Source organism: Streptomyces thioluteus (genome assembly GCF_039535865.1).
Genome location: NZ_BAAAXZ010000081.1, coordinates 1 through 21,602 on the forward strand (window position 1 = coordinate 1; position 21,602 = coordinate 21,602).

Consider the following 21,602-nt stretch of genomic DNA (forward strand, 5'->3'; position numbering starts at 1 on the left):
GTGTTGACGTTAAGTTCTGGGTGTCGTTGGCGGGGAACTGGGCCAGCTGCGCGCTTTGGTAGCCGTCGCCGCATGATGGACCAGTTTTCAACGTGCCGTCGGCGACGTTTGTCGACGATCTTCGTGGTGCCGTACGACGGGCCCGTCCCCGTTCCCATCTCAGTGCCTCCCCCTAGTCCGTGCCCGCTCCACCCGCGCCCGGGGCCCAGGGCGAAACGGCCACCTCGGTCGCGGGGCGAGGGCCGCCCACGGGGCGAGCGGGCTGCTCACAGAGCGTGATGTGGTATCGGCCTCCGCGATGGTCGGGGACAGCAACGCGAAGGCCCTTCGTCTGGTACACGGGCGACCGGGCCAGCGGCGCCCCGGATGTCGGAGAACATCGGCGTCGTGGCGCACCGGAGTGGTGCATGACTCGCCGTTACAGCGGACGCAGCTCCGCGTCCCGGACCTCCACACAGAAGGGCAGTGCATGTCCTGCTCCTCGCGGAGCGGGTCGCTGGGCGGGGGATCATCTCCACCCGCTGCCCGGAGACCAGACGGACTGTCCTGTCCCTCGTACTCGCAGACCAGCCGAGACGGCTGCCTGCGCCCGGGAACGGACTCGTCGCGCGCGTGCCGTGTCACGCGCCCACCCCTGGGATCGGGCCGTCGATACCGCCTTGGTGGCAGGGCCCGTGAACGAGAGTCTCGGTCCATCGGTCTCGCGAGATGCGGGCCGGCGGGGCGGGCGAGGGAGCCAGATCGGCCCTGGCTGGGCACCGGCGTCGTCACTGTCATGGTGTCCGGCGCGCGGGGGAATGGTCGCAATACCGCCGAACGGGTGACGGCGCGGGGGCGCCGTGGCCCCCGGCCGGACCGGACGATCAGCGCCGGCGCTCCGCAGCCCCGCCACGCCACCCCGGCCGCCGCCCGCACCGCGGCCACACGCCGCCGCAGTGGTCGCGGGTGCGAGCCACGGCTGCACGCCGCTTGGGCCGTGCGCCCGGTCGTCCGAAGGTGCACCGTGGCGCGCCGAAGTCGTGCGCTGCGGCGCCGTCGCCGGCGTGCCAGAGGTGACCGGGCCAGGTCCTCGTGCGGGACCGACGTCTGCATGCGATGGAGAAGCCCGTCCGCGCCAGGTAGCGGTCAGCAGCGCCCCGGCGCCACCGCGTTGAGCAGCAGGGTGGCGACCGTGCTGCCGCCGACCCAGTGCTCGCGCCGGTCCGGGTGGCCGGCCGCGTGGACGATCGCCCGCGCCGCGACCTCCGGTTGGTAGGACCGGCGGCACCGGCCGCGGGCTGCGCGGGCAGGCGGGAGAGCGCCCAGCGGAACTGCGGGGTGTTCATCGCGGGCAACTGCACCATCGTGGTGCGCACCCTGCTGCCCTGGTGGAGGAGCTCGCAGCGCAGCGCCTCGTTCATACCCTGGATCGCGTGCTTCGCCCCGCAGTACGCGGACTGCAGCGGGATCCCCCGGTACGCCAGCGCCGAGCCGACCTGGACGATCGTGCCCGTGGTCGCGCGGCAGCATCCGCGACAGCGCGGCCTGCGTGCCGTACACGCAGCCCAGGTACGTGACCTCGGTGGCGCGCCGGAACTCGTCCGGCTCGATCTCGACGAAGGGCGCGAAGACCGTCGCGAAGGCGTTGTTGACCCAGACGTCCACCGGGCCGAACACCTCCTCGACCGGCCCGCCGCCGCGCGCACGGCGAAGTGGTCCGCCATGTCGACGGGGACGACCAGCGCCTGCCCGCCGGCCGCGACGACCTCGCGCGCGGCGGCGTCCAGCCCCCTGCGGCCCCGGGCCAGCAGGGCGACCCGGTCGCCGCGCGCGGCGAAGGCCCGCGCCGTGGCGCGTCCCACACCGCCGCTGGCCCCGGTCACGACGACGGTTCGCGGTCTGTTGCGTGTGTTCACCGCCGCCGGGTACCCGGCGGCGGTGCCCGCAAACGGGACCGTCAGCCGGCCGCCCTCCGCAGCCGGTCCAGGAGAACGGCCGCGGACTCGGCGCCGACGGCGGCGGGCACGCCGTCGACGACGAACGCGGGCACCTGCCGTATGCCCACGCGTCCGGCGCGCCGCCGGTCGGCGCGGACGGCGTCGGCGTGCTCCGTCCCGTCGAGCACGGCGCGGACCGCCTCGGCGTCGAGGCCGGTGTCGCGGGCCAGACCGGTGAGGACCGTCCGGTCGGCGACATCGGTGTTGTCGGTCAGATGGGCCTCGAAGAGCCGTTCCGCCATGGCGTCGGCCAGGCCGTGGTCCGCGGCCGCGCGGATCAGCCGGTGCGCGTCGAAGGAGTTGACCGGCCGGGCGGTGGCCGGGCGCAGCAGCAGCCCTTCGGCGGCGCCCAACTCCTCGATCCGGCCGAACAGTTCCGTGAGGCGGTCCGTATCGAGCCCGTAGCGGGCGGCCATCGTCTCGCGCAGTGTGGGCCCGGGGACGGCCGGATGGCCGGGGCGCAGCTCGAAGCCGCGCCAGACGACCTCGACGGGGCGGCCGAGCCGGGCGACGGCCGACTCCAGCCGCCGCTTGCCGATCCAGCACCAGGGGCACATCACGTCGGCCCAGAACTCGACGTGGACGGGCGGGTCATGCGGCCTTCCCCTTCGTGTCCTTGGTGGTCCTGGCGTCCTTGAGGAACAGCGCGAGGACCAGCCCCGTGGCGAGGACGCCGGTGACGATGAGGAAGACGGTGTCCAGCGCGCCGGACAGCCCCTCCAGGACGGGGCGGGCGAGCCGTGGGTCGAGGCGGTCGAGGAAGGAGCTGTCGTCCAGGTCCGGGGCCGTGCCGTCGCGCAGCGCGGACAGCAGCCGCCGCGCGGCCGGGGTGTCCGCGACGGCGGGATCCCGGAGGGCGGCGCCGAACTCCGGTGTGCGCTCGGCGTCATGGAGGGCGTCGGCGACACGGTCGCCGGTGAGCGCGAAGAGGACCGAGAGGTAGACGGCCGTCCCCGCGGTGCCGCCGATCTGCCGGAAGAAGGTGTACGAGGCGCTCGCCGCGCCCATCGCCCCGGGCGGGGCCGACGCCTGGATCGCGAGCAGCATGACCTGGAAGCAGACCCCGATCCCGAGCCCCATCACCGCGGTGACCAGCCCCGTCGTCCACAGCGAGGTGTCGGGGGAGAGGCGGGAGAAGGCCAGGGCGCAGCCCGTCATGCAGGCCAGGCCCAGCAGCAGGAACCCCTTGTGGCGGCCGGTGCGGATGACGACGGGACCGCACAGCCGGCCGCCGGCGATGATGCCCAGGGTCTGCGGCAGCAGCATCAGCCCCGCCGCGCCGGGGGAGAGGCCCTTGACGATCTGGAGGTGCATCGGCAGCAGGCTCAGGCCGCCGAACACCCCCATGCCGACGACCGTGTTGACGGCGTTGCTCACGGCGAAGAGCGGCCGGCGGAACATGGCGGGCGGCAGCAGCGCGGCGTCGCCCATCCGTCGTTCCGTCAGGACGAAGGCGGCCAGCCCGGCGGCCCCCAGCCGGCCAGGGCCAGGGTGCGGGCGGACGTCCAGCCCCAGTGGCCGCCCTGCTCGGCCACCACCAGCAGCGGGGCCAGACCGAGCAGCAGGGTCAACGCGCCGCCGTAGTCCACGCGATGGCGCACCCGGGTGTGCGGAAGCCGGTAGAGGGTGGCGACCAGGAGCAGAGCGACCGCGCCGATCGGCAGGTTGACCAGGAACGCCCAGCGCCAGCCCGCGATGCCCCCGAGCCGGTCCAGGCCGGCGAACAGCCCGCCCAGCACCGGGCCGGCCACGCTGGCGACGCCGAACGCCGCCCCGAACCACGCCTGATTGGCGGCTGCGCCGCTCCGGCGGCAGCATGTCGGCCAGGATCGCGAACGCCAGGGCCATCAGCCCGCCCGCGCCCAGCCCCTGGACGGCCCGGAAGGCCGCCAGTTGGTACATCGACTGCGCCGCCGCGCACAGGGCCGAGCCCAGCAGGAACAGCGAGATCGACACCAGGTACAGCGGTTTGCGGCCGTACAGGTCCGACAGCCTGCCGTACAGGGCGTGGAGACGACCCCGGTGGCCAGGTACGCGGTGGTCGCCCACGCCTGGAGCGTCAGCCCGTGCAACTGGTCGGCCACGGTGCGCATCACGGCCGCCACGATCATCTGGTCGAGCGCGGAGCGCAGCAGCCCCAGCAGCAGCGCCGCCATCACGGCGGCCACGGTGCGGCGGCCGGGCGGCGACGGTGGGGCGGTGGTGGAAACGGCGGTGGAAACGGGCATGGGAATCCTCCCGAGGGCAGGCCTGACCTGCCCGAAGCAATTAATTAGGCTCCGTATAGTATGGGACCTTACAAGATGGTGTCCGGCCGGTGGGAGAGCTAGTGTGGGGACCCGAGAACGACGTACGTGTCCGCGGGACGACGTACGTGTCCGCCCCGAGGAGGCCCACCCCATGACCGACGCCCCCGCCCCGGACCCGCGCACCGGCACGTCCCCGGTCGACGAGGCCCAGCAGGCGGTGGCCGGCCTCTTCGCCGCCTACCGGCGGCTGCGCGGTCGCGAACAGCAACGCCCCGACGGACTGACGGGCGCCCAACTCCGTGCCCTGGACGGCCTGGCCGACACCGGCCACGCCTCCGCCCGTCAGCTGGCCGGGTACGCCGACGTCACGCCCGCGACCATGACCGGCATGCTCGACGCGCTGGAGAAGAAGGGCGTCATCTCCCGCGAGCCCAGCCCCACCGACCGCCGCGCCGTCCGCGTCGTCCTCACCGAGGAGGGCGCGGGCGTCGTCGAGGCCGCCCGCGGGCAGTGGCGCGAGCGCTGGGCCGGCGCCCTGGGCGACGTCCCCGCCGAGGACGTCGCGGCCGCCGTCCGGGTCCTCGACGCGGTGGCGGGAATGTTCGACGAGATGTGACGGACGGGATGCGGCGGCCCGGGGCATGCGGCTCCACCCGTCCGGGCCGCACGCCGTGCCACGGCCGGGCGCGGGGGCCATGCTCGGCCGTGTGAGGATCCTCCGCGCCCTGGCCGCCACCCTGCTGCTCGTCCTGTGCCCCGCCCCGGGCACGGCCGTCGCCGCCCCCGTCGAGCGGCTCTACGGCTCCGCCAACCGCACCTTCGCCACCACCGAACGCCGCGTCGCGCTCACCTTCAACGCCGCCTGGGACACCGCCGGGATCGACGAGGTGCTGCGCACCCTGCGCCGGTACGGGGCGCCCGCCACGTTCTTCCCCACCGGCGAGTTCGCCGAGCGCCATCCGGACGCCGTGCGCGCCATGGCCGGACAGGGCGGCATCGGAAGCCACTCCCACACCCATCCGCACTTCACCGGGCTCTCCCGGGACGGGGTCGAGCGGGAGGTGACGGCCGCCGACCGGGCGCTGCGGGCGGCGGGCGCCGTGCCGCTGCCGTTCTTCCGCTTCCCGTACGGGGAGGCGACGCCGCAGGGCATCGCCCACGTCAACTCCCTGGGTTTCGCGGACATCGAGTGGACCACGGACACCAAGGGCTACGTCGGCACCGCCGGCGGCATGACCGTCGAGAAGGCCGTGCAGCGCGTGGCCGACGTGCTCGCGCCGGGCGCGATCGTCCAGATGCACGTCGGCTCCGGCGACGGTTCGGGACAGGTGCTGGACGCGGAGGCACTGCCGCGGATCATCGAGCTCGTGCGGTCACGGGGCTACGACATCAGCGATCTGCGGGCGTTGCTCGATCCGCCTGCCGCACGGGGGAGTCGATCCGCTCCGGCACGGCCGGCTCGCGCAGCGGACGCAGCAGCAGCCAGCCGACGGCGGGCAGGGCGATGAGCGGGGCGAGGGCCACCTGGAGCGACGCCGCGTCGGCCAGCGCGCCGATGGCGGGGCCGGCGACGCCGCCGACGCTGATGGCCAGCCCCAGCGTCACGCCGCTCGCCGTGCCCACGTGCCGGGGCAGGTAGTCCTGGCCGAGCGTGACGTGCAGCGAGAACGGCACGTACAGGCAGGCCGAGGTCAGCGCGACGAACCCGTAGAGCGCCGGCCGGGGACGAGGACGACGCCGGCGACGGCGAGGACGGACAGCGCGTACGAGCGGCGGACGACGGTGACGCGGCTGTACCGGTTCGCCAGCCGCCCGCCGGCCACCGTCCCCACCGCACCGCCCAGATAGAGGACGAACAGGGCCGCCGTTCCCGCGACTTCGCCGCCGCCGACGCGCTCGCGCACGTACAGCGAGACGAACGCGCTCAGCCCGACGAAGACGACGGAGCGGCACATGATGGCCCCCGTCAGCCGGGCGAACGACGCCCGGTCGTCCTCCCGTCCGTCCGCGTGGCCCGCCGCGGCCGTCCCGGGCCGCGGATCCGTCCTCGGGACGGCCACGTACAGCACGGCCGCCACCAGCGCGGGCACGGCCAGCAGCGGAGAGGCCCCCAGGCCGCCGGTGGCGACCACGGCCGCGACCAGCAACGGGGCCGCGGCGAAACCGATGTTGCCGCCGAGCGAGAACCAAGCCCATCGCCGCGTGATCGCCCCGGGCCGCGCCGCGGGCCGCCCGCGCGGCCTCCGGATGGTACGCGGCGATGCCGACCCCCGACACGGCGACCAGCACGAGGGTGAGCGCGGTACGACCCGGCGGCCCCGCCCAGCGCGATGCCCCCGCCCGCCACCAGCGTGCTCACCGGCAGCAGCCACGCATGCGCCACCGTCGGTGAGCGCGCCGAACAGCGGCTGGACGACGGACGACAGGAGGGACGCGGCCAGGACGACACCGGAGGCGGCGGCGTAGCCGTAGTGCCGCTCGGAGACGAAGAACGGCACCAGGGCGGCCACCGCGCCCTGGTAGACGTCCACGCAGGCGTGGCCGAAGGACAGCAGACCTATGGCGTTTCTTTCCCTATGGCGCTTCTTTTCGCTGACACGCCTCGATCGTGCCGGGGACACGGACTGTCGCGCTTCCGATAAAAGGCCATGTCGTACCGGAAACCCGCCATGGTAGAACGGTGCGATGCGCTTACGATCACTGATATCGACCGCAAGTCTCGCCGCGGCACTGCTCGTTGGTGGCCAGGGAACATCCACGGCCGCAGTGGGCTGCCCGACGGGGAGCACCCAGTCCGTCTTCCGCCGGGCGGCGTCCCCGTGGGCGGACTGGCGCGAGAACCTGGAGTTCGACGGCCACGGCACCCTCTGGGTCTCGCACATCACCAAGAACCGCGTCGAGGGATACGCCCCCGACGGCACGCTGCGCACCACCGTCCCCGTGAGCGGCCCGGGCGGCATCCGCCGCGGCCCCGACGGCCGGATGTACGTCAACTACGGCGTCGCCCCCCTGGCCCGCGACGGCGGTATCGCCCGCTTCGACCCGACGGCCGCCCACCCCCGCCCCGAGAAGGTCGTCACGGGCACCCCCGGCATCAACGGCCTGGCCATCGACGACGCCGGCAACTTCTACCTCACCCGCGAACTCGCCACCGGCATCCTCAAGATCCGCCCCGACGGCACGCGCGACGAGGAGTGGACCCGCCAGGCCGCCGTCTTCGGCACCAACGGCCTGGCGGTCGCCGGCGACCGGCTCTACGCGAGCGTCCTCGTCGACCTCACGTCCCGCCTGGTCCGCATCCCCCTCGACGATCCGTCCCGGTGGTCCACCGTCGCCCGCCTGAGCCCCAACCCCCTGAAGGCGAAGGCCCTCGACGACCTCACCGTCCTCGACGACGGCGACGTGGTGGTCGCCTCCTTCGGCCGCGGCGAACTCCTCCGCGTCACCCCGTCCACCGGCCGCTCCTGCGTCCTGGCCGCCGGCCTCCGCATGCCGACGAGCGTCCGCGCCCCGCGGAACTTCGGCGGCTACGACCCCCCGGCACGACCTGTTCGTCACGGAGGCGTCGGGGCGGATCGTGCGGGTCACCGTCGGGCGGTAGCGCGGCCCGCCCGGATCACATGACCGCCGAACGCATCGACGCCGACGGCGGGTTCGCCGACGTACCGGGCCAGCAGATCCGGCCCGGCGACGTCCTCGACGTCGTCCAGCCCCATCGCGCGCAGCTCGCCCGCGATGTCGTCCGGGGCGAAAAAGCTCAGCCACGGCTCGCCGAGCTCCGCGACCATCCGCGTCGCGGCCTCGCGCACGGCGCGGAGCCTCGGGGACAGCGCCGCCGACGGCTCGCCGTAGTAGTCGAACACCACGTTCACCGGCGCGGCGTGCGCGGCCACGGAACGCAGCGTGCCGAGGACGGCCTCCCGCGTCAGGTACGGCGTGACCCCGAGCCACAGGAGAAACGCGGCCCGGCCGCGCGGTCCAGCCCGGCCGCGTCCAGGGCCCCGGCGAGGGCGTCGCCCTCGAAATCGACGGGGACGAAGGCCAGCGACGGCGGAACGCCGATCCCGGCCGCTGCCGCCTGCTGCCGCTTCCACTGCTGGGTGTCCGGATGGTCGACCTCGAACACCCGTAGTCCGTCATGGGGGTTGCGCCAGGCGAAGGTGTCCAGACCGGCGCCGAGGACGACGGCCTGCCGGTGCCGGAGGCCACGGCGGAGGCGAGCGCGTCCTCGGCGAAGCGGCTGCGCGCGGCGACGAACCGGAGGTTGTACCGGTCGACCGGGTCGTCGGGCAGCCGCGCGATCCCGTCGGGCTCGCCGGGACCGACCCGCAGGAGCGCCGACACCAGCGGGTCCGTGAAGAACCGCCGGGGATCGGCCTGATGAAGAGCGCGGGCCTGGGCCGCCCGCAGCGCGGTCCGACTCGGCTGGCCGGATTCCATGGAAACCTCCGGGGATGTCGATGAACAGGCGCAAGCAGGTACAAGAGTGTGGCCGGAGGCCCGTCGGAGACAGTGCAGAATCTGCACTGTCGCGGTTTGTCGACTCCGGCACCCGTCGCCGAAAATGCCCGGATGGACCGCAAGACCGCGCTGCGCGACTTCCTCGTCTTCCACCGTTCGCGGCTGCGGCCCGGTGACGTGGGGCTGCGCGTACACGCCCGCGCCGGGTCGCGGGCCTCCGGCGCGAGGAGGTGGCCGCGCTCGCCTCGGTCAGCGTCGACCAGTACATCCGCCTCGAACGCGGTCACACCTCCCTGGTCTCGGACGCGGTCCTCGACTCCGTCGCCGGCGTGCTGAGGCTCGCCCCGGGCGAGCGCCGCTATCTGCGCGCCCTCGCGCGGCACGCCGACGCGGGCGGCTCCTCGGGGCCGGAAGCACCGGAGGTGCCGGAAGTACGCGCACAGCGTGCGGCGCGTCCTCGACTCCCTGGGCGAGGCACCCGCCTACCTGGCTCGGCCGCAACGGCACATCACGGCGTGGAACCGGTCCGCCACCCGTGTCTTCTTCGACTTCCCCCGGATCCCGCCGCGGGCCCGCTCGCTCGGCGGGTTGATGTTCACCCACACCGCGGGCCCGCTCGCTGTTCCTCGACTGGGAGCGCTCGGCCCGCGAGATCGTGGCCCACCTGCGCACGGAGACGGCCCGGCGCCCCCACGACGCCGTACTCGCCGCGCACACGGGGGAGTTGGCGGCGGCGAGCGCCGACTTCCGCCGGCTGTGGGGCACACAGTTCACGTTCGACACCTCCCGGGCCCCCTCCAGACTGTCCTGCCCCGCTCTCGGCACCACTCTGCACCTCTCCTGGGAGGCGTTCCGGCCCACGGACGACCCCGACGAGTGGATGGTCGTCTACACGGCGGCGGAGGGATCGGCGTCGGCCGACGCCCTGCGGCGGCTGGCGGCTCACGCTACCGTGGCGGGCCCGTCCCGTGAGTCAGTCCCAGTTGCACTTGGAGTTCCGCAGCGGGTTGAGGGCCGTGGTCCACGGGACATCGGAACGCCACGATTCGAGGTCCCATGACGGGCCGCCGAGCCATTCGCCGGGCTTCGTGGGGTTGGGGACCGAGAAGACGGCATGGCAGGCGAACTGCTTGTACAGCGAGCTCTGCATCGTGGGGGTCATCGCCCACGGCGTGGGCACCCGGCTCATCATCTGGTCCCAGCCCGCTTTGTAATCCGCCTTGGAGGCGGCGCGTCCCTTCAGCGTGGGCCACGCGCGAATGACGAACTTGGTGTTCCAGTCCTGGAGCGGGATCTCGACGCGCGTCTCGTTGATCAGGTCGGTGGCCTGGTCACCCGGACCGTCCCCCACCACCCCGTAGTAGCCCGCGCACGCCCTTTCGCATCCTTCGACGCCGTTGCCGTTCGGGTTGGAGAAGATTCGCAGATTCTTGTTGTTCGTGAACTTCTGATAGCTCTCCTTGTTCTCCTTGTCCCAGTACACGTCGGACGTCGGGTAACCGAAGGCCCCGGACTCCCAGTTGTACGCCCCCCACACCCAGCCGATATTGCCCGAGACGGCGTGGGCGCCGTTGGACAGGGTGGGGTGCCAGTAGACGGTGCCGCCCTGGAACTGCTGGCGCCTTCCCGCCCCGTCGGGGTTGGCCAGCTCGTCGCCGGCGGGGAAGCCCAGGTACCCGGCCTCCCAGCCCAGGGTGCCCCACTTGTCGCCGATGGCGCCCCACACGGGGTGGGCGCCCGTGTCGGGGCTCCAGTAAATCGACCCGCCGACGAAGGTGTTGTACCGGCCGACCCCGTTCGGGGTGGTCAACTCGTCGGTCTTCGGGCAGCCGAGGGGCGAGCTCTCCCCACCCATCTCCTGGTACTTCGCCAGGATCGCGCCCTGGACGCGGTGTCCGCAGACCACGGCGTCGTCGGCGGCGGCCCCCGGGGCCTGGACGGTCAGTGCGAGAAGCACGGCGGCGAACACGGCACCTGCTGCCTTGCGCGGCACTCTTCGCCGCTGAGGACGTGTGTGTTGAGTCACAGCGGACACGCTAACGACAGCGCCAACAGGGCACCGAGGGGCGAACCGGCCACGCAGCAGGCGACGCGAGAAGCGCGTGATCCCCTTCGAGTTGTTGCGGTGGGCACGTGCCGAGCATCAGGAACGGTGATGGGGGCGGCGTCAAAGACGGGCGGTGACGGCGAGGAAGCTGTCGGCTTCCTGCCGCAGTCCAGGCGGCAGGTCGGCCGGCGAGGAGAGGATCGCACGAAGCTCGCGTGCGGCTTTCGGCACCTCTCCCCATGCCGTCCGTCCTCTGGTCATGACGGCCGAGAGCAAGTCCCCTTCGTACAGGTCTCCCTCGGCCATGGGGTCCGTGCGGAGCAGTTCGACGGCCAACGGCAGGAGGTACGGCAGGCCGACGTCCTGCGTGATCAGCAGCCGCAGGTCCTCCGGACCGAGCGCGCCGACGGGCTTGTGCCGCAGAGCCTGGGCCTCGGCCATGAGGCGGGTAGCGCCCGCAGGCGGCGGAGGCCAGTGGACATCTTCGAGCTCCTCGAGCGAGCGCGATCGGTTTACGGATTCGGTCACCTGCTCATTCGTCCCGCCCCGAGATCCCACACAACTCCTAGCCGCCGGTCGTGCCGTCGAGCATCTCGCGCAGGATGTCCAGATGGCCGTTGTGGCGGGCTGTCTCCTCGGTGAGGTGGAGGAGGATCCAGCGCAGGTCGACGTGGAGACCGTCGCGGACGGCTCGCCGGGCCTTGCTCTCCAGGCCGTTCCCTGCGACCAGTTCGCGGTAGCGGGCGCTTTGTCCGGCGTATTCGTCGAGCAACTGCGCGAGCGGGAAGTCGACGGCGATGCGCATCTCGCGGTCGGGGTCCTCCTCGGTCCAGGGCCCCCGGTCCTCCTCGCCGAGGAAGACCACCTGGAACCAGTAGTACTCGACCCAACGGAGGTGGTTGATCACTCCGCTCATGGTCATCAGCGGTGAGCCCGGCAGGAGCGCCTTGCGGGCGTTCTCCGCGGAGACGCCCTCGCACTTGGCGCGGGCGGTGTCACGGGTGTAGTCGAGAAACGTGGTGAGCTGGGTGCGCTCGTCCCAGGCGGGAGGCGTGTAGTCGATTATGGCCATCCGGCGAAGCGTCCACGATCACAGCGACCGATGTCGAGCTGTTTATCGACGGGCCCCACAGACCGGGGGGCGATACCGGGCGCGATCCGGTGCTATTCGGCGTCCGGCGAAATTCCGCCCACTCATACCCCAATCGCACATATGATCCCTTGGTCGTTGCTTCGCCGAGTCTTCAGCTGGGGGACCCCGCCCTTGGGCACCTCTCTGCGCGCCCTCCGGGCTTTCGCCCTGCTGGCCGGATTCCATCTGCTCACCCTGGCCGTGCTCGGCACCCTCCTCGGCGCCGGCATCGCGGCGTGGACCTGGGCGCCGACCGCCGTCGCGGTCAAGGTGACGGTCCTGTCCGTGCTGCTCGGAGTGCCGGTCGTCCGGAGCACCCTCCTGCTCGACCGGCCGGGCCACGCCGACGTCGCCGGACTGCCGCTCGGCGAGAGCGAGCAGCCCGAACTGTGGCGGATCGTCCGCTCGTTGGCCGAGCGGATCGGCACCCGCGCGCCCGACGCGATCCTCCTCACCGGGGACGCCAACGCGGGCGTCTCCGAGGACACCCGGCTGCTCGGCCTGCTGCCCGGCCCGCGCCGGCTCTACATCGGCGTTCCACTGCTGACCGGGCTCACCGAACCACAGCTGCACGCCGTGCTCGCCCATGAGCTCGCCCACTACGGCAACACCGACACCCGGCTCGCCGGCCTCACCCACCGCGCCCGCGACAGCGTGCTGCGCACCGTGGAGGCGTTCCAGGAGCAGGAGCGGAAGCGGATCGACAAGAAGCGCTCCCGCCAGGAGAAGGCCGCCGCCAAAGCGGTCGCCAAGGGCCGCGAGGCGAAGGAGGTGAACACCGGCCGGGCCGGGTTCACCTACCGGACGGCGGCCAAGCCCTTCCTCGCGTACGCCCGGTTCTGTCTGCGGGCCACCCACGGCGTCGGCCGGGCGCAGGAGCTCGCCGCCGACCGGACGGCGGCGCGGATCGCCGGGCGGGACGCCACCGCGTCGGCGCTCCGGGAGACGGCCGTGCTCGTCGCGGCCCACGACTTCTACATGAGCCGCTACGCGACCATGGGCGTCCCGGCAGGCCTCCTCCCGCCGCGCGGCGAGGTCTTCGGCGGCCTGCGCAGGCTGCTCGCGGCCCCGGAGCGCCAGGAGAACCTGGCGACGCTGCGGAACGAACCACCGGTCGGTGACCTCTCCCCGTATGACACCCACCCGGCGCCCGCCGACCGGATCCGCCTGATCGAGACGCTGCCCGACGACAGCCCCGCGGCCGCCCCGGCCGGGCCCGCGCTGCTGCGCGACGCCGACCGGGTCCTGGCGGAGCTGGAGACAGCCGTCCTCACCCCGGAGACGCTGGCCCTGGAACGCGTGGAATGGCGGGAGTTGACGCACCGGACCATGCACACGCTGACGACGGAGGGCGCGCGCCCGCTGCGGGAGGCGCTGGCGGCGGCGGGCCTCCCGGCGTCCCCGGCGAGCGCCACGGCGGACCTGGCGGCGTTCCTCGACGCCGTCGACGCGGGTTCGCTGTGGCGGATCGCCGGCCACCTGCCCGCATCACCGGAGGCCGCGCGGGCCCGGGGCAGGGCCGCCCGGGAGTTCCTGCGCCCCGCGCTGTACTCCGGGCTGCGCGACGTGACCGAACTGGCCCTGGCCGAAACGGCGGCAGCCCGCTGGGAGCTGTCCTGGGCGGAGTCGGCGCGACTGCTGCTGCCGGGCGGCCGGGAGACCGCCGAGGCGGTGGCGGCCGCCGTACGGCCGGCCGTCGGGGACGTCCCCGACACGGCACCGCTGCGCGAACTGCTGCGCACATCCGCCGTCTGAACCTTCCCCTGTCCCTGTCCCTGTCTCTCGATCGGATTCTCTTCAGGCATGCTGCTGTCCCTCATCATCATCGCGGTGTCCGTCTCCCTCTGGATCTGGAGGAAGCGGCGCGCGGCCGCGGCACCGTCCGCCGCCCAACTCGCCGCCGCGGGCTGGCTGCCGCCGGAGCGCCAGAACACGGAGCGGTCCTTCGCGGACCCCGAGGCCGACGCCATCGAGGCGGCCCTCGCCCGCGGCGACTGGGGGCCCGCCGCGCGGGCGCTCGACGCCACGGGCACCGACTGGGAGCGGCGTTCCGCACTCGTCGGGATCATCGCCCACGCGGCGGCGAAGGACGACGCCTGGCTCAGGGACTGGGAGGCCGCGCGCCCCGACGACCCGGGCGCGGCCGTCGTCAAGGCGGAGGCAAGGATCATCGTGGCATGGGACATCCGTGGCACGGCCTATGCCAAGGACACCACGGCCGAGCAGTTCATGGGCTTCCACCGGGTGCTGGAGGAGGCCCGGGACGACCTCGACCGCGCCGTGGCCCTGGCCGCGCCGGGGGACCCCACTCCCTATATCGCCCGGATCCCGCTGTACAAGGCCACGGGCGCGTCGCACGACATGATGCGGGAGCTGTGGGCCGAGATCACCTCGCGCGCGCCGTACCACTACGACGCCCACGCCTCCGCTCTCCTGTACTGGTACCCGAGGTGGCGCGGCTCCGAGGAGCTGGTGCGCGAGTTCGCATGGACAGCCGCACGCACGGCACCGCCCGGCAACCTGATGACCATGCTCCCGCTCCAGCACTGGTACGACCACCTCGACGCGGACGCCCCGGACGTCGCCTTCCGCTCGGTGCACCTCACCGCCATGGTCGACGCCGCGCTGATGGACGTGGCGGCCTGCCGTCCGGGCCACCCCCGGCTCGCGGACGCACGGCACATGCTGGCGTACGTCCTGGCCAAGCAGGAGCGCTACGCGGAGGCCGTGGAGCAGTTCCGGTGGGTGGACGGCTATGTGGCGGCCGTGCCGTGGACCCACTACCCGACCAAGGAGGCGGTGGCCTTCTGCCTCTACCGCGACGCGGCGATCCTCGGCTCCGGGGCACTCCGGAAGGGCCGCTGACGCCCCGGGCCGTACGTTCTCTCTCCAGGGGCGTCGCACCAACCGTGTTGCAGCATTAGACGGCCTTGGCCCGCGCCACCTCGTCCGCGCGCCGGGCGAGTTCGCGTACGGCGCGGGCCCGTCCGTGGGGTGCGATGCGCCGCCGCATCGTGGCGAAGTGCTCGTCGCCACGGGACGTCGCGAGCTGGACGTAGTCGTCCAGAAAGGCGTGCCATGCGGCGCACGCCGCGTCCAGGTGGCCGAGTTCGAACTGCCGCTGGGCCAGCAGGCCGTGGGAGTGGGCGCGCCCCTGGCGTTGCTGCCGTGGCTGGTGCCGCAGTGACTCCTCCATGGCGCGGATGGAGCCCGGCAAGTCCTTGACCTCGTACAGCACATGCGACACGTGGAAGTGATAGGCGCTCGCGTCGTAGCCGCCGATGGCCTCGCGGCGCGAGTCCGCCTTCGACAGGGCGGTCTCCGTCTCGTGGAGCCGGGCGAACGCGGTGTGGCGGTCGCCGGTCATCGCCGCGGCGTGCGCCTGCTGCCCGGTGAGGAAGGCACGCAGGCGCGGGCCCGCCTCCGGTGATGCCTTGGCGGCGGCGTCGGCCAGTTCGAGGGCCTTCGCACCGTGGCCGAGGTTCGACGCCTGGAGGCTCATGCCGCGGAGGGTCCGGCAGTAGGTGAGGTGATCCTCGGCGGCTCCGGCCAGTTCCAGGGCCTTAACGTAATAGCGCTGGCCCAGGGCGTGTTCACGTTCGTACATGGCCATCCAGCCGGTCAGGTAGACCAGGTCGGAAGCCGCGGCGAGCATGTCGTTGCGGACGTGTTCCGGGGCGGATGCCCGGAGGTACGGCGCGACGGTGTTGACCAGGAAGGCCGCGGCCATCGGCCGGGCGTGGCCGCCGCCGAGCTCGTCGAGGATGTCGGCGATGCGCTCGGTCATCGTCCGGACGGTGGAGACCTCGCCGGGGCCGATGCGGACGGTGCCGCGGGCCTTGGACGGTTCGCTCATGCGGCCGGTGAGGTGGGGGAAGAGGGGTACGGCCAGCGCCGCCGAGTACACGCCGGCCGTGAGCACCCCTCTGCGGGAGGGATCCATGTCCGCCCGGCCCACGTCGACGAGTCCTTCCAGAACATCGCCTTCCGGCACGGAGGCGGGTGTGCCGAATCCCGCCTCGGCATGGGTGACCGGCCGCTTCAGCCGACGGGACAGCGCCTCCACGACCAAGGGCCGGACCTGCGCACGCGGCATCGTTCCGGCGAGCCAGTGCGAGACGGCCGACTGGTCGTAGCGCAATGACAGCCCGGACTCGCCCCCGAGGCGGTTCACGGCCAGGGCGAGCTGACTCAGTGACCAGCGTGCCTCGGCGAGCAGATCGGCCAAACCGCTGTTCGGGGTGCGTGGGGTGCTCGCCATGACCAACTCCCGTCGATTTTCATGGCTTTCATGTTCGCGCCTCGTCTCCACGGTACCGACAGGGCTCGACTTGGGAGTTGTCTGATCCGTACGAACCGATCTCTCCAAGGAGCTCCATGCCCATGGACCAGGTACCCGTGTCGCCTCTCGGGATCACCTACGCGACCCCGGCTCGCGGAGCGGTGATCCATGACCGCCGCGCGAGGCAGGCGGCCCTGCCCATCACCGTGCACCACGGCGACGGCGGGACCGAGGAGACCATCCTCGTCTTCGGCCCTTCGTGCGAATGCGACCTCTTCCGGAAGTCCATGGAATGTCCGGCTGACGAGCTCCGGTCCTATCCGGAGGCCAGGCAGCCGTATGCAGCGGCTCAGCAGGTCGACGCCTTTCCGGCGGGCAAGAAGAGAGCCGATGACATGGCCTTCATGCTGGGGCGAGTGCTGAAGGAGATGGGCATCAGGCCCGGGGACAGGGACTCGTGGCCTCGGTTGACGGGCCGCGCGTCCCTCTCCGGCGAGCCGTATGTGTACCTGGGTACGGTGCCGATGGCGACGGCGCGGAAGCTGGTCGATGCCCTCGTGTACGCGGAGTCGGTGAAGCGGAGCGCCCCGGAACAGCGCGCGTGCGGGGCCCCGTTCCCGGAGCCCCGCACCCGTACGTGAGGTCAGTGCTTCGCCGGCGCCCCGCCCAGCGAGCTCAGGTCGTGGGCGTAGATGCCCACCGCGTGGGCGATGACGTCGATGTTGGTGTCGAAGTACTTCAGGTCGATGTTCTTCAGGTTGTCGCCCTTGCCGTGGTAGTTGGGGTCGTAGGCGACGCCCGCCCGGCCGCCGAACTTCTCGGCCTGCTCCTTGGTCTTGATGCCCTCGGCGCCGGTGAAGGTGCCGCCCGCGGGGATGCCGGCGTCGATGAACGGGCCGTAGTCGGAGCGGCCGTCGAAGTCGGTGCCCTCGTGGGGCTTGTGCTTGCGGTCGAGGTAGTCGGTGATCAGCTTCTCGATCTCGGCGGAGCCCTTGGGGCCGGGGCCGGAGCCCTTGTGGTCCGAGTCGTCGCCGTCGTAGACGAGTTCGGCCGCGTTGGGGGAGGCGATCATGTCGAAGTTGAGGTAGAGCGCGATCTTCTTGCGCTGCTCGGGGGTGAGCTGCTTGACGTAGTGGTCGGAGCCGAGCAGGCCCAGCTCCTCGCCGGACCACCAGGCGAAGCGCACCTTGTTGGTGGGGTGCTGGGTCGTCCGGGCGAGCTTGAGGGCGACCTCCAGCAGGCCGGCGGAGCCGGAGCCGTTGTCGTTGATGCCGGGGCCCTCGGGGACGGAGTCGAGGTGGCTGCCGAGCGCGACCACGTGGTTCGCGTCGCCGCCGCGGGTCTCGGCGACGACGTTGCGGGTGGTCTTGGGGATGTGCTGCTGCTGGATGGTGAGGGAGAGCTTGACCGGGCCCTTGGCGGCGGCCGCGGCGAGCGCCTCGCCGTCGGCCAGGGAGATGCCCGCGGTGGGGATCTTCCCGTCGGCGGGGTTGTCGAAGCGCGGCCGCGCCGGGGCCGTCCCGCTGTGGTTGTAGATGATGGCGCCGATCGCGCCCGCCTTGGCGGCGGCCGCCTGCTTCTCGGCGTAGCTGCAGACGCCGCGCTTGATCAGGGCTATCTTGCCGGTGAAGGTGTCCGAGGTGTAGTCGTCCGGGGTGCAGCCGGGCTTGTCGCTCACCTTCGCGACGGCGATGGGCGCCTGGATCCCGGCGGCGGGGGTGGACGGCGACAACCGCCCTGCCGTGACCTTCAGTTCGCGCGGGTCCGGGGAGAGCACGGACAGCTTCTCGGTCGTCGTGTTCGCGTCCCAGATGGTGAAGTCCTGGTACGAGACGCGGTAGCCGGCCTGCTTGAGCAGTTTGTACACATAGGCGGAGGACGCCGCGTGGCCGGGCGTCCCCGCCGCCCGGTTGCCGCCGTTGGCGTCGGCGATCCGCTGGAACGCCTTCAGGTGCCGGTAGGCGCCCTTCGCCGACGACTCCCGCTCCAGCTGTCTCGCGAGCCGCTCGGCCTTGCGGTGCTGCCGGTCGTTCCCGCTGTGGGCGTCGGCCGGCGAGGCGGCGATCAGGACGGGAGCGGCGACGGCGGTGGCGACGAGGGCGGTCAGCGCCCTGCGGCGGCGGTTCCGGTGGAGAAGGCGCACGGGAGTCCCTTCGACAGGCGGACCTCTTTCGTCAAGGCCCGCGATTGGAACGGACCTTACGGAGCGGTGGCCTCCGAGGGGAGCCCCTGGCCGGTAGCTGACACAAGACCGCCACATGCCGGACATCGCGCACGGTACGGGTCCCGCCGTGCGGCGTGCGCACCGCACGGCGGGACCGTGGCCGGATCAGGTGTTCTGCGCGGAGTCGTACAGCGCCTTCGCCTCGTCGCCGAAGTACGGGCCGAACATGGTGTTGGGCAGGAAGGTGTAGCCGAAGCTGTTCACCGACGCCTGGAGGCCGGTGCCCGTCGACTCGTCGAAGGACGTGAACCAGGGGCCGCCGCTGGATCCGCCGGTCATGTTGCAGCTCAGTCCGTGGTCCTTGGTGAGCAGGAAGTCCTTGGTGGCGGTGCCGCTGCAGTGGATGAGTTTGGTGCCGTCGTAGGGGGAGGCGGCGGGGAAGCCGAAGGAGTACATGGCCCGCCCGTAGGCGCCGTTGAAGTCCAGGCCCTGGCCGCCGACCACGTCGGTGAGCCGCTTCCCGTCGAGCGGGGCGACGACGGCGGCGCCGATGTCGTTGTTCATGTCCTCGCTCGCCGTCCACTGCGGGGTGGACAGCGTCTTGGTCGCGGTCCAGGTGCCGTACGGGGCCTGGCCGTCGTGGTAGCCGGGCGCGAACGTCCAGTTGGTGTGCCAGCTGCCCTGGTACTTGACGCAGTGCCCGGCCGTGATCACGGTGCTGTGGTTCCCGCTGGTGACCGCGTCGCCGGAGCAGGAGGCGTTGCGGCCCTGGAAGGTGAAGAACACCCGCCCGGAGGTCCTGACGACCGCACCGCCGCCGGTCCACGGGCCGCCGGCCTGCGGGAAGGAGCGTACGGACGGGTGCGAGGAGGCGGGGGTGGGGGCGACGGTGGTGTGCCGGCCGGTGTTCGCCGGGGCGGCGGCGGGACGGTCGGCCACGACGTCGAGCGGAACGGCCGACCGCATGCGCTCCGTTGTCCAGTAGCCGGCCGCCCGTGCGGCGTCCGGGGACGTCACGGTGTGCTCGGCGGGGGAGGGCGCCGCGTCGGCGGCGGCCGTCAGGCCCGGCAGGGCGAGCGAAGAGGCGGCCAGCAGGGCGGCGGCCGCGGCGACGGTCGTACGGGGGTGGCGTCTCACGCGTACTCCTTCTGCGGGGGGCCGGTCGGCGCGGGGCGCGGACCGGGCAGACGAGTGGTGCGGTTTCGACGGTGCGAGGGGAAGGGTGCGCGCCTTGACGGTACTCCGTCAAGTTGCGCGGGCGTCAGCCCCGGACCGTCCGGCCCGGGGCCGCCCGGGGTGGCCGGGTCACCCCACGTCGAACGCGTTGCGCAGCCCCAGCCGCCACCGCGCCTCGTCCCGCCGCTTGAACGGCTCCAGTTCCGGCGCCCGGTACAGCGGGGTGATCGTGCACCGCGCGGCGGCCGAACCCGCCTCGTCCAGCAGGGCGTTGACCGCGGCCCGCGCCGACGCGTTGGCGCCCTCCATCGTCGCCAGGTCGATGTCCGTGACGACGTAGTCACCGGCCAGGAACAGGTTCGGGATGGCCGTGCGCGCGGTCGGGCGGTTGCCCCAGGTGCCCACGGGGTGGATGAGGAGCTGTTCGTCGTTGGTGGCGCGGGAGCCGCCGAGCTCGACGGCCGGGTCCAGGAACCAGGAGTGCAGCACGGAGTCCTTGAGGGCGGTGCGGCCCGTGTCGTTGAGGCTCGCCTTCAGCTGGGCCCAGACCTCCCGCGCGACCTCCTCGCGCGTGCACTGTTTGGCCGTCTTCCCGTAGAGGATGCCCGGACTGTTCCAGTCGGAGATGTCGCAGGACAGGCAGTCGGCCACCGTCCCGTCCCCGAAGTCCCGGCGGAAGTCGTGTCCCCGCCAGAACTGTGCCTGGGATATGGAGGTGATCGCCCAGGGCGAGTCGAGGTGGTTGATGTGGCCGTGGACGATCGGGGTCGGCTCGGTGAGGTAGAACTGGATGCCGGTCATCCAGTCCGTCTGCAGCCGGTCGCAGCGGGCCAGTTGGGGATCCGCCGCCCGTACCGCCGCGTTCCAGGTCGTCCGGGCGTGTTCGACGGGCATGGCGGAGACGAAGTGGCCGGCCTCGGCCGTCCGTCGCTCGCCGCCCGGGCCCTCCAGGACCGCCCCGGTGATCCGCCCGCCCTCCAGCCGCAGGTCGCGCGCCGCCCATCCGGTGCGGAACTCCACGCCCAGGGAACGGAGATGGGCCGCCCATGGGTCGATCCAGGCCTCGTTGGTGGGCGCGTCGAGCAGCCGGTCCAGCGGGCCGTCGGCGCCCAGGTGCAGGGCGTTGAAGAAGAACGCCTCCAGCATCGTCGCCACGGTCCGGGTGCTCGCGACCTCGGACTTGGTCGCCACGATGTTGCGGGTGATGCCGATGCACAGCAGTCGCTGGTAGTCGGGGGACATGCGGGCGGCCCGGGTGAACTCCCACCAGGGCGTCCGCTCCCAGTCGTCGAGGCGGCGCCGGTCGCAGCTGGTGAACCAGACCAGGAGGCGGTCGGCGAAGTAGGCGATCTCGTGTGCGGGCAGCCGGGCGAAGGTCTCCAGGAGGGCGGTGAGGGCCCGCCGGACCTCGTCGGGCGTGAGCGGGGACGGCCGGGTGCTCCAGCCGGCGAACGGGAAGCGGAGGTCCTCGCGCCCGGTGCGGGCGAAGAGTGCCTCGCCCGGCGCGACCAGATTGTCGTGCACGCCATGGGCGTTGCCGGGGACGGGGATACGGCGAAGGGTGTCGGGGAGGTTGTGGTAGATGCCGGGGATGAAGCGGAAGCCGTGCTCGCCCGGCAGGGGTCTGCGGCCGCCCCGCGCGCTGCCCGGTACGTCCATGCTGCGCGCCTTGCCGCCGAGGGCGCCCTTGCGCTCGTACACCGTCACCTCGAAGCCGCGTTCGGCGAGTTCGTGCGCGGCGGTCAGCCCCGCGACGCCGCCGCCCAGGACCGCGACCGTGCGGGCGCCGGTGTTCCGGCGGCCGGACGCGGCGCGGGCCGTGCCCGTGAGGGCCGTCCCCGTGAGCGCCGCCCCGGCCGTCACCGCCGCGGCCCCGCCGATGAATCCCCTGCGTGTGCTGTTGCCTGCGCTGCCCGTGCTGTTGCCCGTGCGCTCCACTGTCACCACAGCTCCTACGGGTGGGTAACTGGCATGTGGCGCAGGATGATAGGGCCCCACCAGCCTCTCGAACAGCAGCTCTCACGCGTGGAAACGGGGATGGCCGGAACACGCGGTCGGGTGATTGAAAGGGCCCTCGGGCCGCCACGACGATGGAGCCGTACCGGCGAACGGGCT

The 21,602-nt window shown here is 72.6% G+C and carries 18 protein-coding genes and 6 pseudogenes; 9 read left to right on the plus strand and 15 right to left on the minus strand.

The features are described from left to right. Positions 1–868: 868 nt before the first annotated feature. The 5 genes and pseudogenes from ABD794_RS10540 to ABD794_RS18860 all read right to left on the minus strand — a co-directional run. A pseudogene (locus tag ABD794_RS10540) lies at positions 869–1,895 on the minus strand (SDR family oxidoreductase); the annotation flags it as partial. 41 nt (positions 1,896–1,936) lie between these two features. Continuing rightward, a pseudogene (locus ABD794_RS10545) lies at positions 1,937–2,542 on the minus strand (DsbA family oxidoreductase); the annotation flags it as partial. A 25-nt stretch (positions 2,543–2,567) separates the two neighbouring features. Next, positions 2,568–3,407, minus strand: coding sequence for an MFS transporter (locus ABD794_RS10550; RefSeq protein ID WP_344962598.1), 840 nt, complete (start codon positions 3,405–3,407; stop codon positions 2,568–2,570). 11 nt (positions 3,408–3,418) lie between these two features. Next, entirely contained in the window at positions 3,419–3,727 is a 309-nt protein-coding gene (locus tag ABD794_RS10555; protein ID WP_344962600.1) for a hypothetical protein, read from the minus strand. 76 nt (positions 3,728–3,803) lie between these two features. After that, positions 3,804–4,025, minus strand: a pseudogene (locus tag ABD794_RS18860) (MFS transporter); the annotation flags it as partial. Positions 4,026–4,376: 351 nt separating this feature from the next. Here ABD794_RS18860 and ABD794_RS10565 point away from each other — a divergent pair. Both ABD794_RS10565 and ABD794_RS10570 read left to right on the plus strand, forming a co-directional pair. Beyond that, complete coding sequence (locus tag ABD794_RS10565) at positions 4,377–4,841, plus strand: MarR family winged helix-turn-helix transcriptional regulator (RefSeq protein WP_344962606.1); 465 nt, start codon at positions 4,377–4,379, stop codon at positions 4,839–4,841. Positions 4,842–4,932: 91 nt separating this feature from the next. Beyond that, entirely contained in the window at positions 4,933–5,733 is an 801-nt protein-coding gene (locus ABD794_RS10570) for a polysaccharide deacetylase family protein (RefSeq protein ID WP_344962608.1), read from the plus strand. Here the strand turns inward: ABD794_RS10570 and ABD794_RS10575 are convergent. Continuing rightward, positions 5,615–6,786, minus strand: a pseudogene (locus tag ABD794_RS10575) (MFS transporter). The gene ABD794_RS10570 and the pseudogene ABD794_RS10575 overlap by 119 nt on opposite strands. Before the next feature lie 205 nt (positions 6,787–6,991). Here ABD794_RS10575 and ABD794_RS10580 point away from each other — a divergent pair. Beyond that, a complete protein-coding gene (locus ABD794_RS10580) occupies positions 6,992–7,849 on the plus strand; it encodes an SMP-30/gluconolactonase/LRE family protein (protein WP_344962611.1) in 858 nt (285 codons plus the stop codon). On the opposite strand, the gene ABD794_RS10585 is transcribed toward ABD794_RS10580, so the two are convergent. Both ABD794_RS10585 and ABD794_RS10590 read right to left on the minus strand, forming a co-directional pair. Then, positions 7,810–8,118, minus strand: coding sequence for a hypothetical protein (locus ABD794_RS10585; protein WP_344962613.1), 309 nt, complete (start codon positions 8,116–8,118; stop codon positions 7,810–7,812). The two genes, ABD794_RS10580 and ABD794_RS10585, sit on opposite strands and share 40 nt — an antisense overlap. Before the next feature lie 32 nt (positions 8,119–8,150). Beyond that, a complete protein-coding gene (locus ABD794_RS10590; protein WP_344962648.1) occupies positions 8,151–8,393 on the minus strand; it encodes a class I SAM-dependent methyltransferase in 243 nt (80 codons plus the stop codon). Between ABD794_RS10590 and ABD794_RS10595 the strand changes: the two genes are divergently transcribed. The 3 genes and pseudogenes from ABD794_RS10595 to ABD794_RS18870 form a co-directional block, all read left to right on the plus strand. Then, the gene (locus ABD794_RS10595) at positions 8,364–8,606 is read left to right on the plus strand and encodes a hypothetical protein (protein WP_344962650.1); all 243 of its coding nucleotides are present in this window, start codon (positions 8,364–8,366) and stop codon (positions 8,604–8,606) included. The genes ABD794_RS10590 and ABD794_RS10595 overlap by 30 nt on opposite strands. Positions 8,607–9,130: 524 nt before the next feature. After that, positions 9,131–9,277 (plus strand): annotated as a pseudogene (locus tag ABD794_RS18865) (MmyB family transcriptional regulator); the annotation flags it as partial. Between the two features lie 25 nt (positions 9,278–9,302). Next, positions 9,303–9,746: pseudogene (locus ABD794_RS18870) on the plus strand (MmyB family transcriptional regulator); the annotation flags it as partial. Here the strand turns inward: ABD794_RS18870 and ABD794_RS10600 are convergent. The 3 genes from ABD794_RS10600 to ABD794_RS10610 all read right to left on the minus strand — a co-directional run bounded on the left by ABD794_RS10600 (position 9,660) and on the right by ABD794_RS10610 (position 11,805). Beyond that, positions 9,660–10,643 (minus strand): DUF2599 domain-containing protein, encoded by a 984-nt coding sequence (locus ABD794_RS10600; protein ID WP_344962615.1) that lies wholly within the window; start codon positions 10,641–10,643, stop codon positions 9,660–9,662. The pseudogene ABD794_RS18870 and the gene ABD794_RS10600 sit on opposite strands and share 87 nt — an antisense overlap. 210 nt (positions 10,644–10,853) lie before the next feature. After that, positions 10,854–11,291 (minus strand): contact-dependent growth inhibition system immunity protein, encoded by a 438-nt coding sequence (locus tag ABD794_RS10605; protein ID WP_344962617.1) that lies wholly within the window; start codon positions 11,289–11,291, stop codon positions 10,854–10,856. A 7-nt stretch (positions 11,292–11,298) separates the two neighbouring features. Then, positions 11,299–11,805, minus strand: coding sequence for a DinB family protein (locus ABD794_RS10610; RefSeq protein WP_344962619.1), 507 nt, complete (start codon positions 11,803–11,805; stop codon positions 11,299–11,301). A 192-nt stretch (positions 11,806–11,997) separates the two neighbouring features. On the opposite strand from ABD794_RS10610, the gene ABD794_RS10615 reads away from it, so the two are divergent. Next, positions 11,998–13,620 (plus strand): M48 family metalloprotease, encoded by a 1,623-nt coding sequence (locus tag ABD794_RS10615; RefSeq protein ID WP_344962621.1) that lies wholly within the window; start codon positions 11,998–12,000, stop codon positions 13,618–13,620. Between the two features lie 48 nt (positions 13,621–13,668). Beyond that, positions 13,669–14,730: a hypothetical protein gene (locus ABD794_RS10620; protein ID WP_344962624.1), complete on the plus strand. Its 1,062-nt coding sequence runs from the start codon at positions 13,669–13,671 to the stop codon at positions 14,728–14,730. A 55-nt stretch (positions 14,731–14,785) separates the two neighbouring features. Here ABD794_RS10620 and ABD794_RS10625 read toward each other — a convergent pair whose 3' ends face one another. Then, positions 14,786–16,126, minus strand: coding sequence for an NsdA family TPR-like regulatory protein (locus tag ABD794_RS10625; protein ID WP_344962626.1), 1,341 nt, complete (start codon positions 16,124–16,126; stop codon positions 14,786–14,788). A gap of 122 nt (positions 16,127–16,248) precedes the next feature. On the opposite strand from ABD794_RS10625, the gene ABD794_RS10630 reads away from it, so the two are divergent. Further along, on the plus strand, positions 16,249–16,788 hold the full coding sequence (locus tag ABD794_RS10630) for a hypothetical protein (RefSeq protein WP_344962628.1): 540 nt from the start codon (positions 16,249–16,251) through the stop codon (positions 16,786–16,788). A 2-nt stretch (positions 16,789–16,790) separates the two neighbouring features. Here ABD794_RS10630 and ABD794_RS10635 read toward each other — a convergent pair whose 3' ends face one another. The 3 genes from ABD794_RS10635 to ABD794_RS10645 form a co-directional block, all read right to left on the minus strand. After that, complete coding sequence (locus ABD794_RS10635) at positions 16,791–18,290, minus strand: M28 family metallopeptidase (protein WP_344962630.1); 1,500 nt, start codon at positions 18,288–18,290, stop codon at positions 16,791–16,793. Between the two features lie 186 nt (positions 18,291–18,476). Further along, positions 18,477–19,448: a trypsin-like serine peptidase gene (locus ABD794_RS10640; RefSeq protein ID WP_344962633.1), complete on the minus strand. Its 972-nt coding sequence runs from the start codon at positions 19,446–19,448 to the stop codon at positions 18,477–18,479. Between the two features lie 168 nt (positions 19,449–19,616). Then, positions 19,617–21,431, minus strand: a complete 1,815-nt coding sequence (locus tag ABD794_RS10645; protein ID WP_344962635.1) for a hydroxysqualene dehydroxylase — start codon at positions 21,429–21,431, stop codon at positions 19,617–19,619. Positions 21,432–21,602 lie beyond the last annotated feature (171 nt).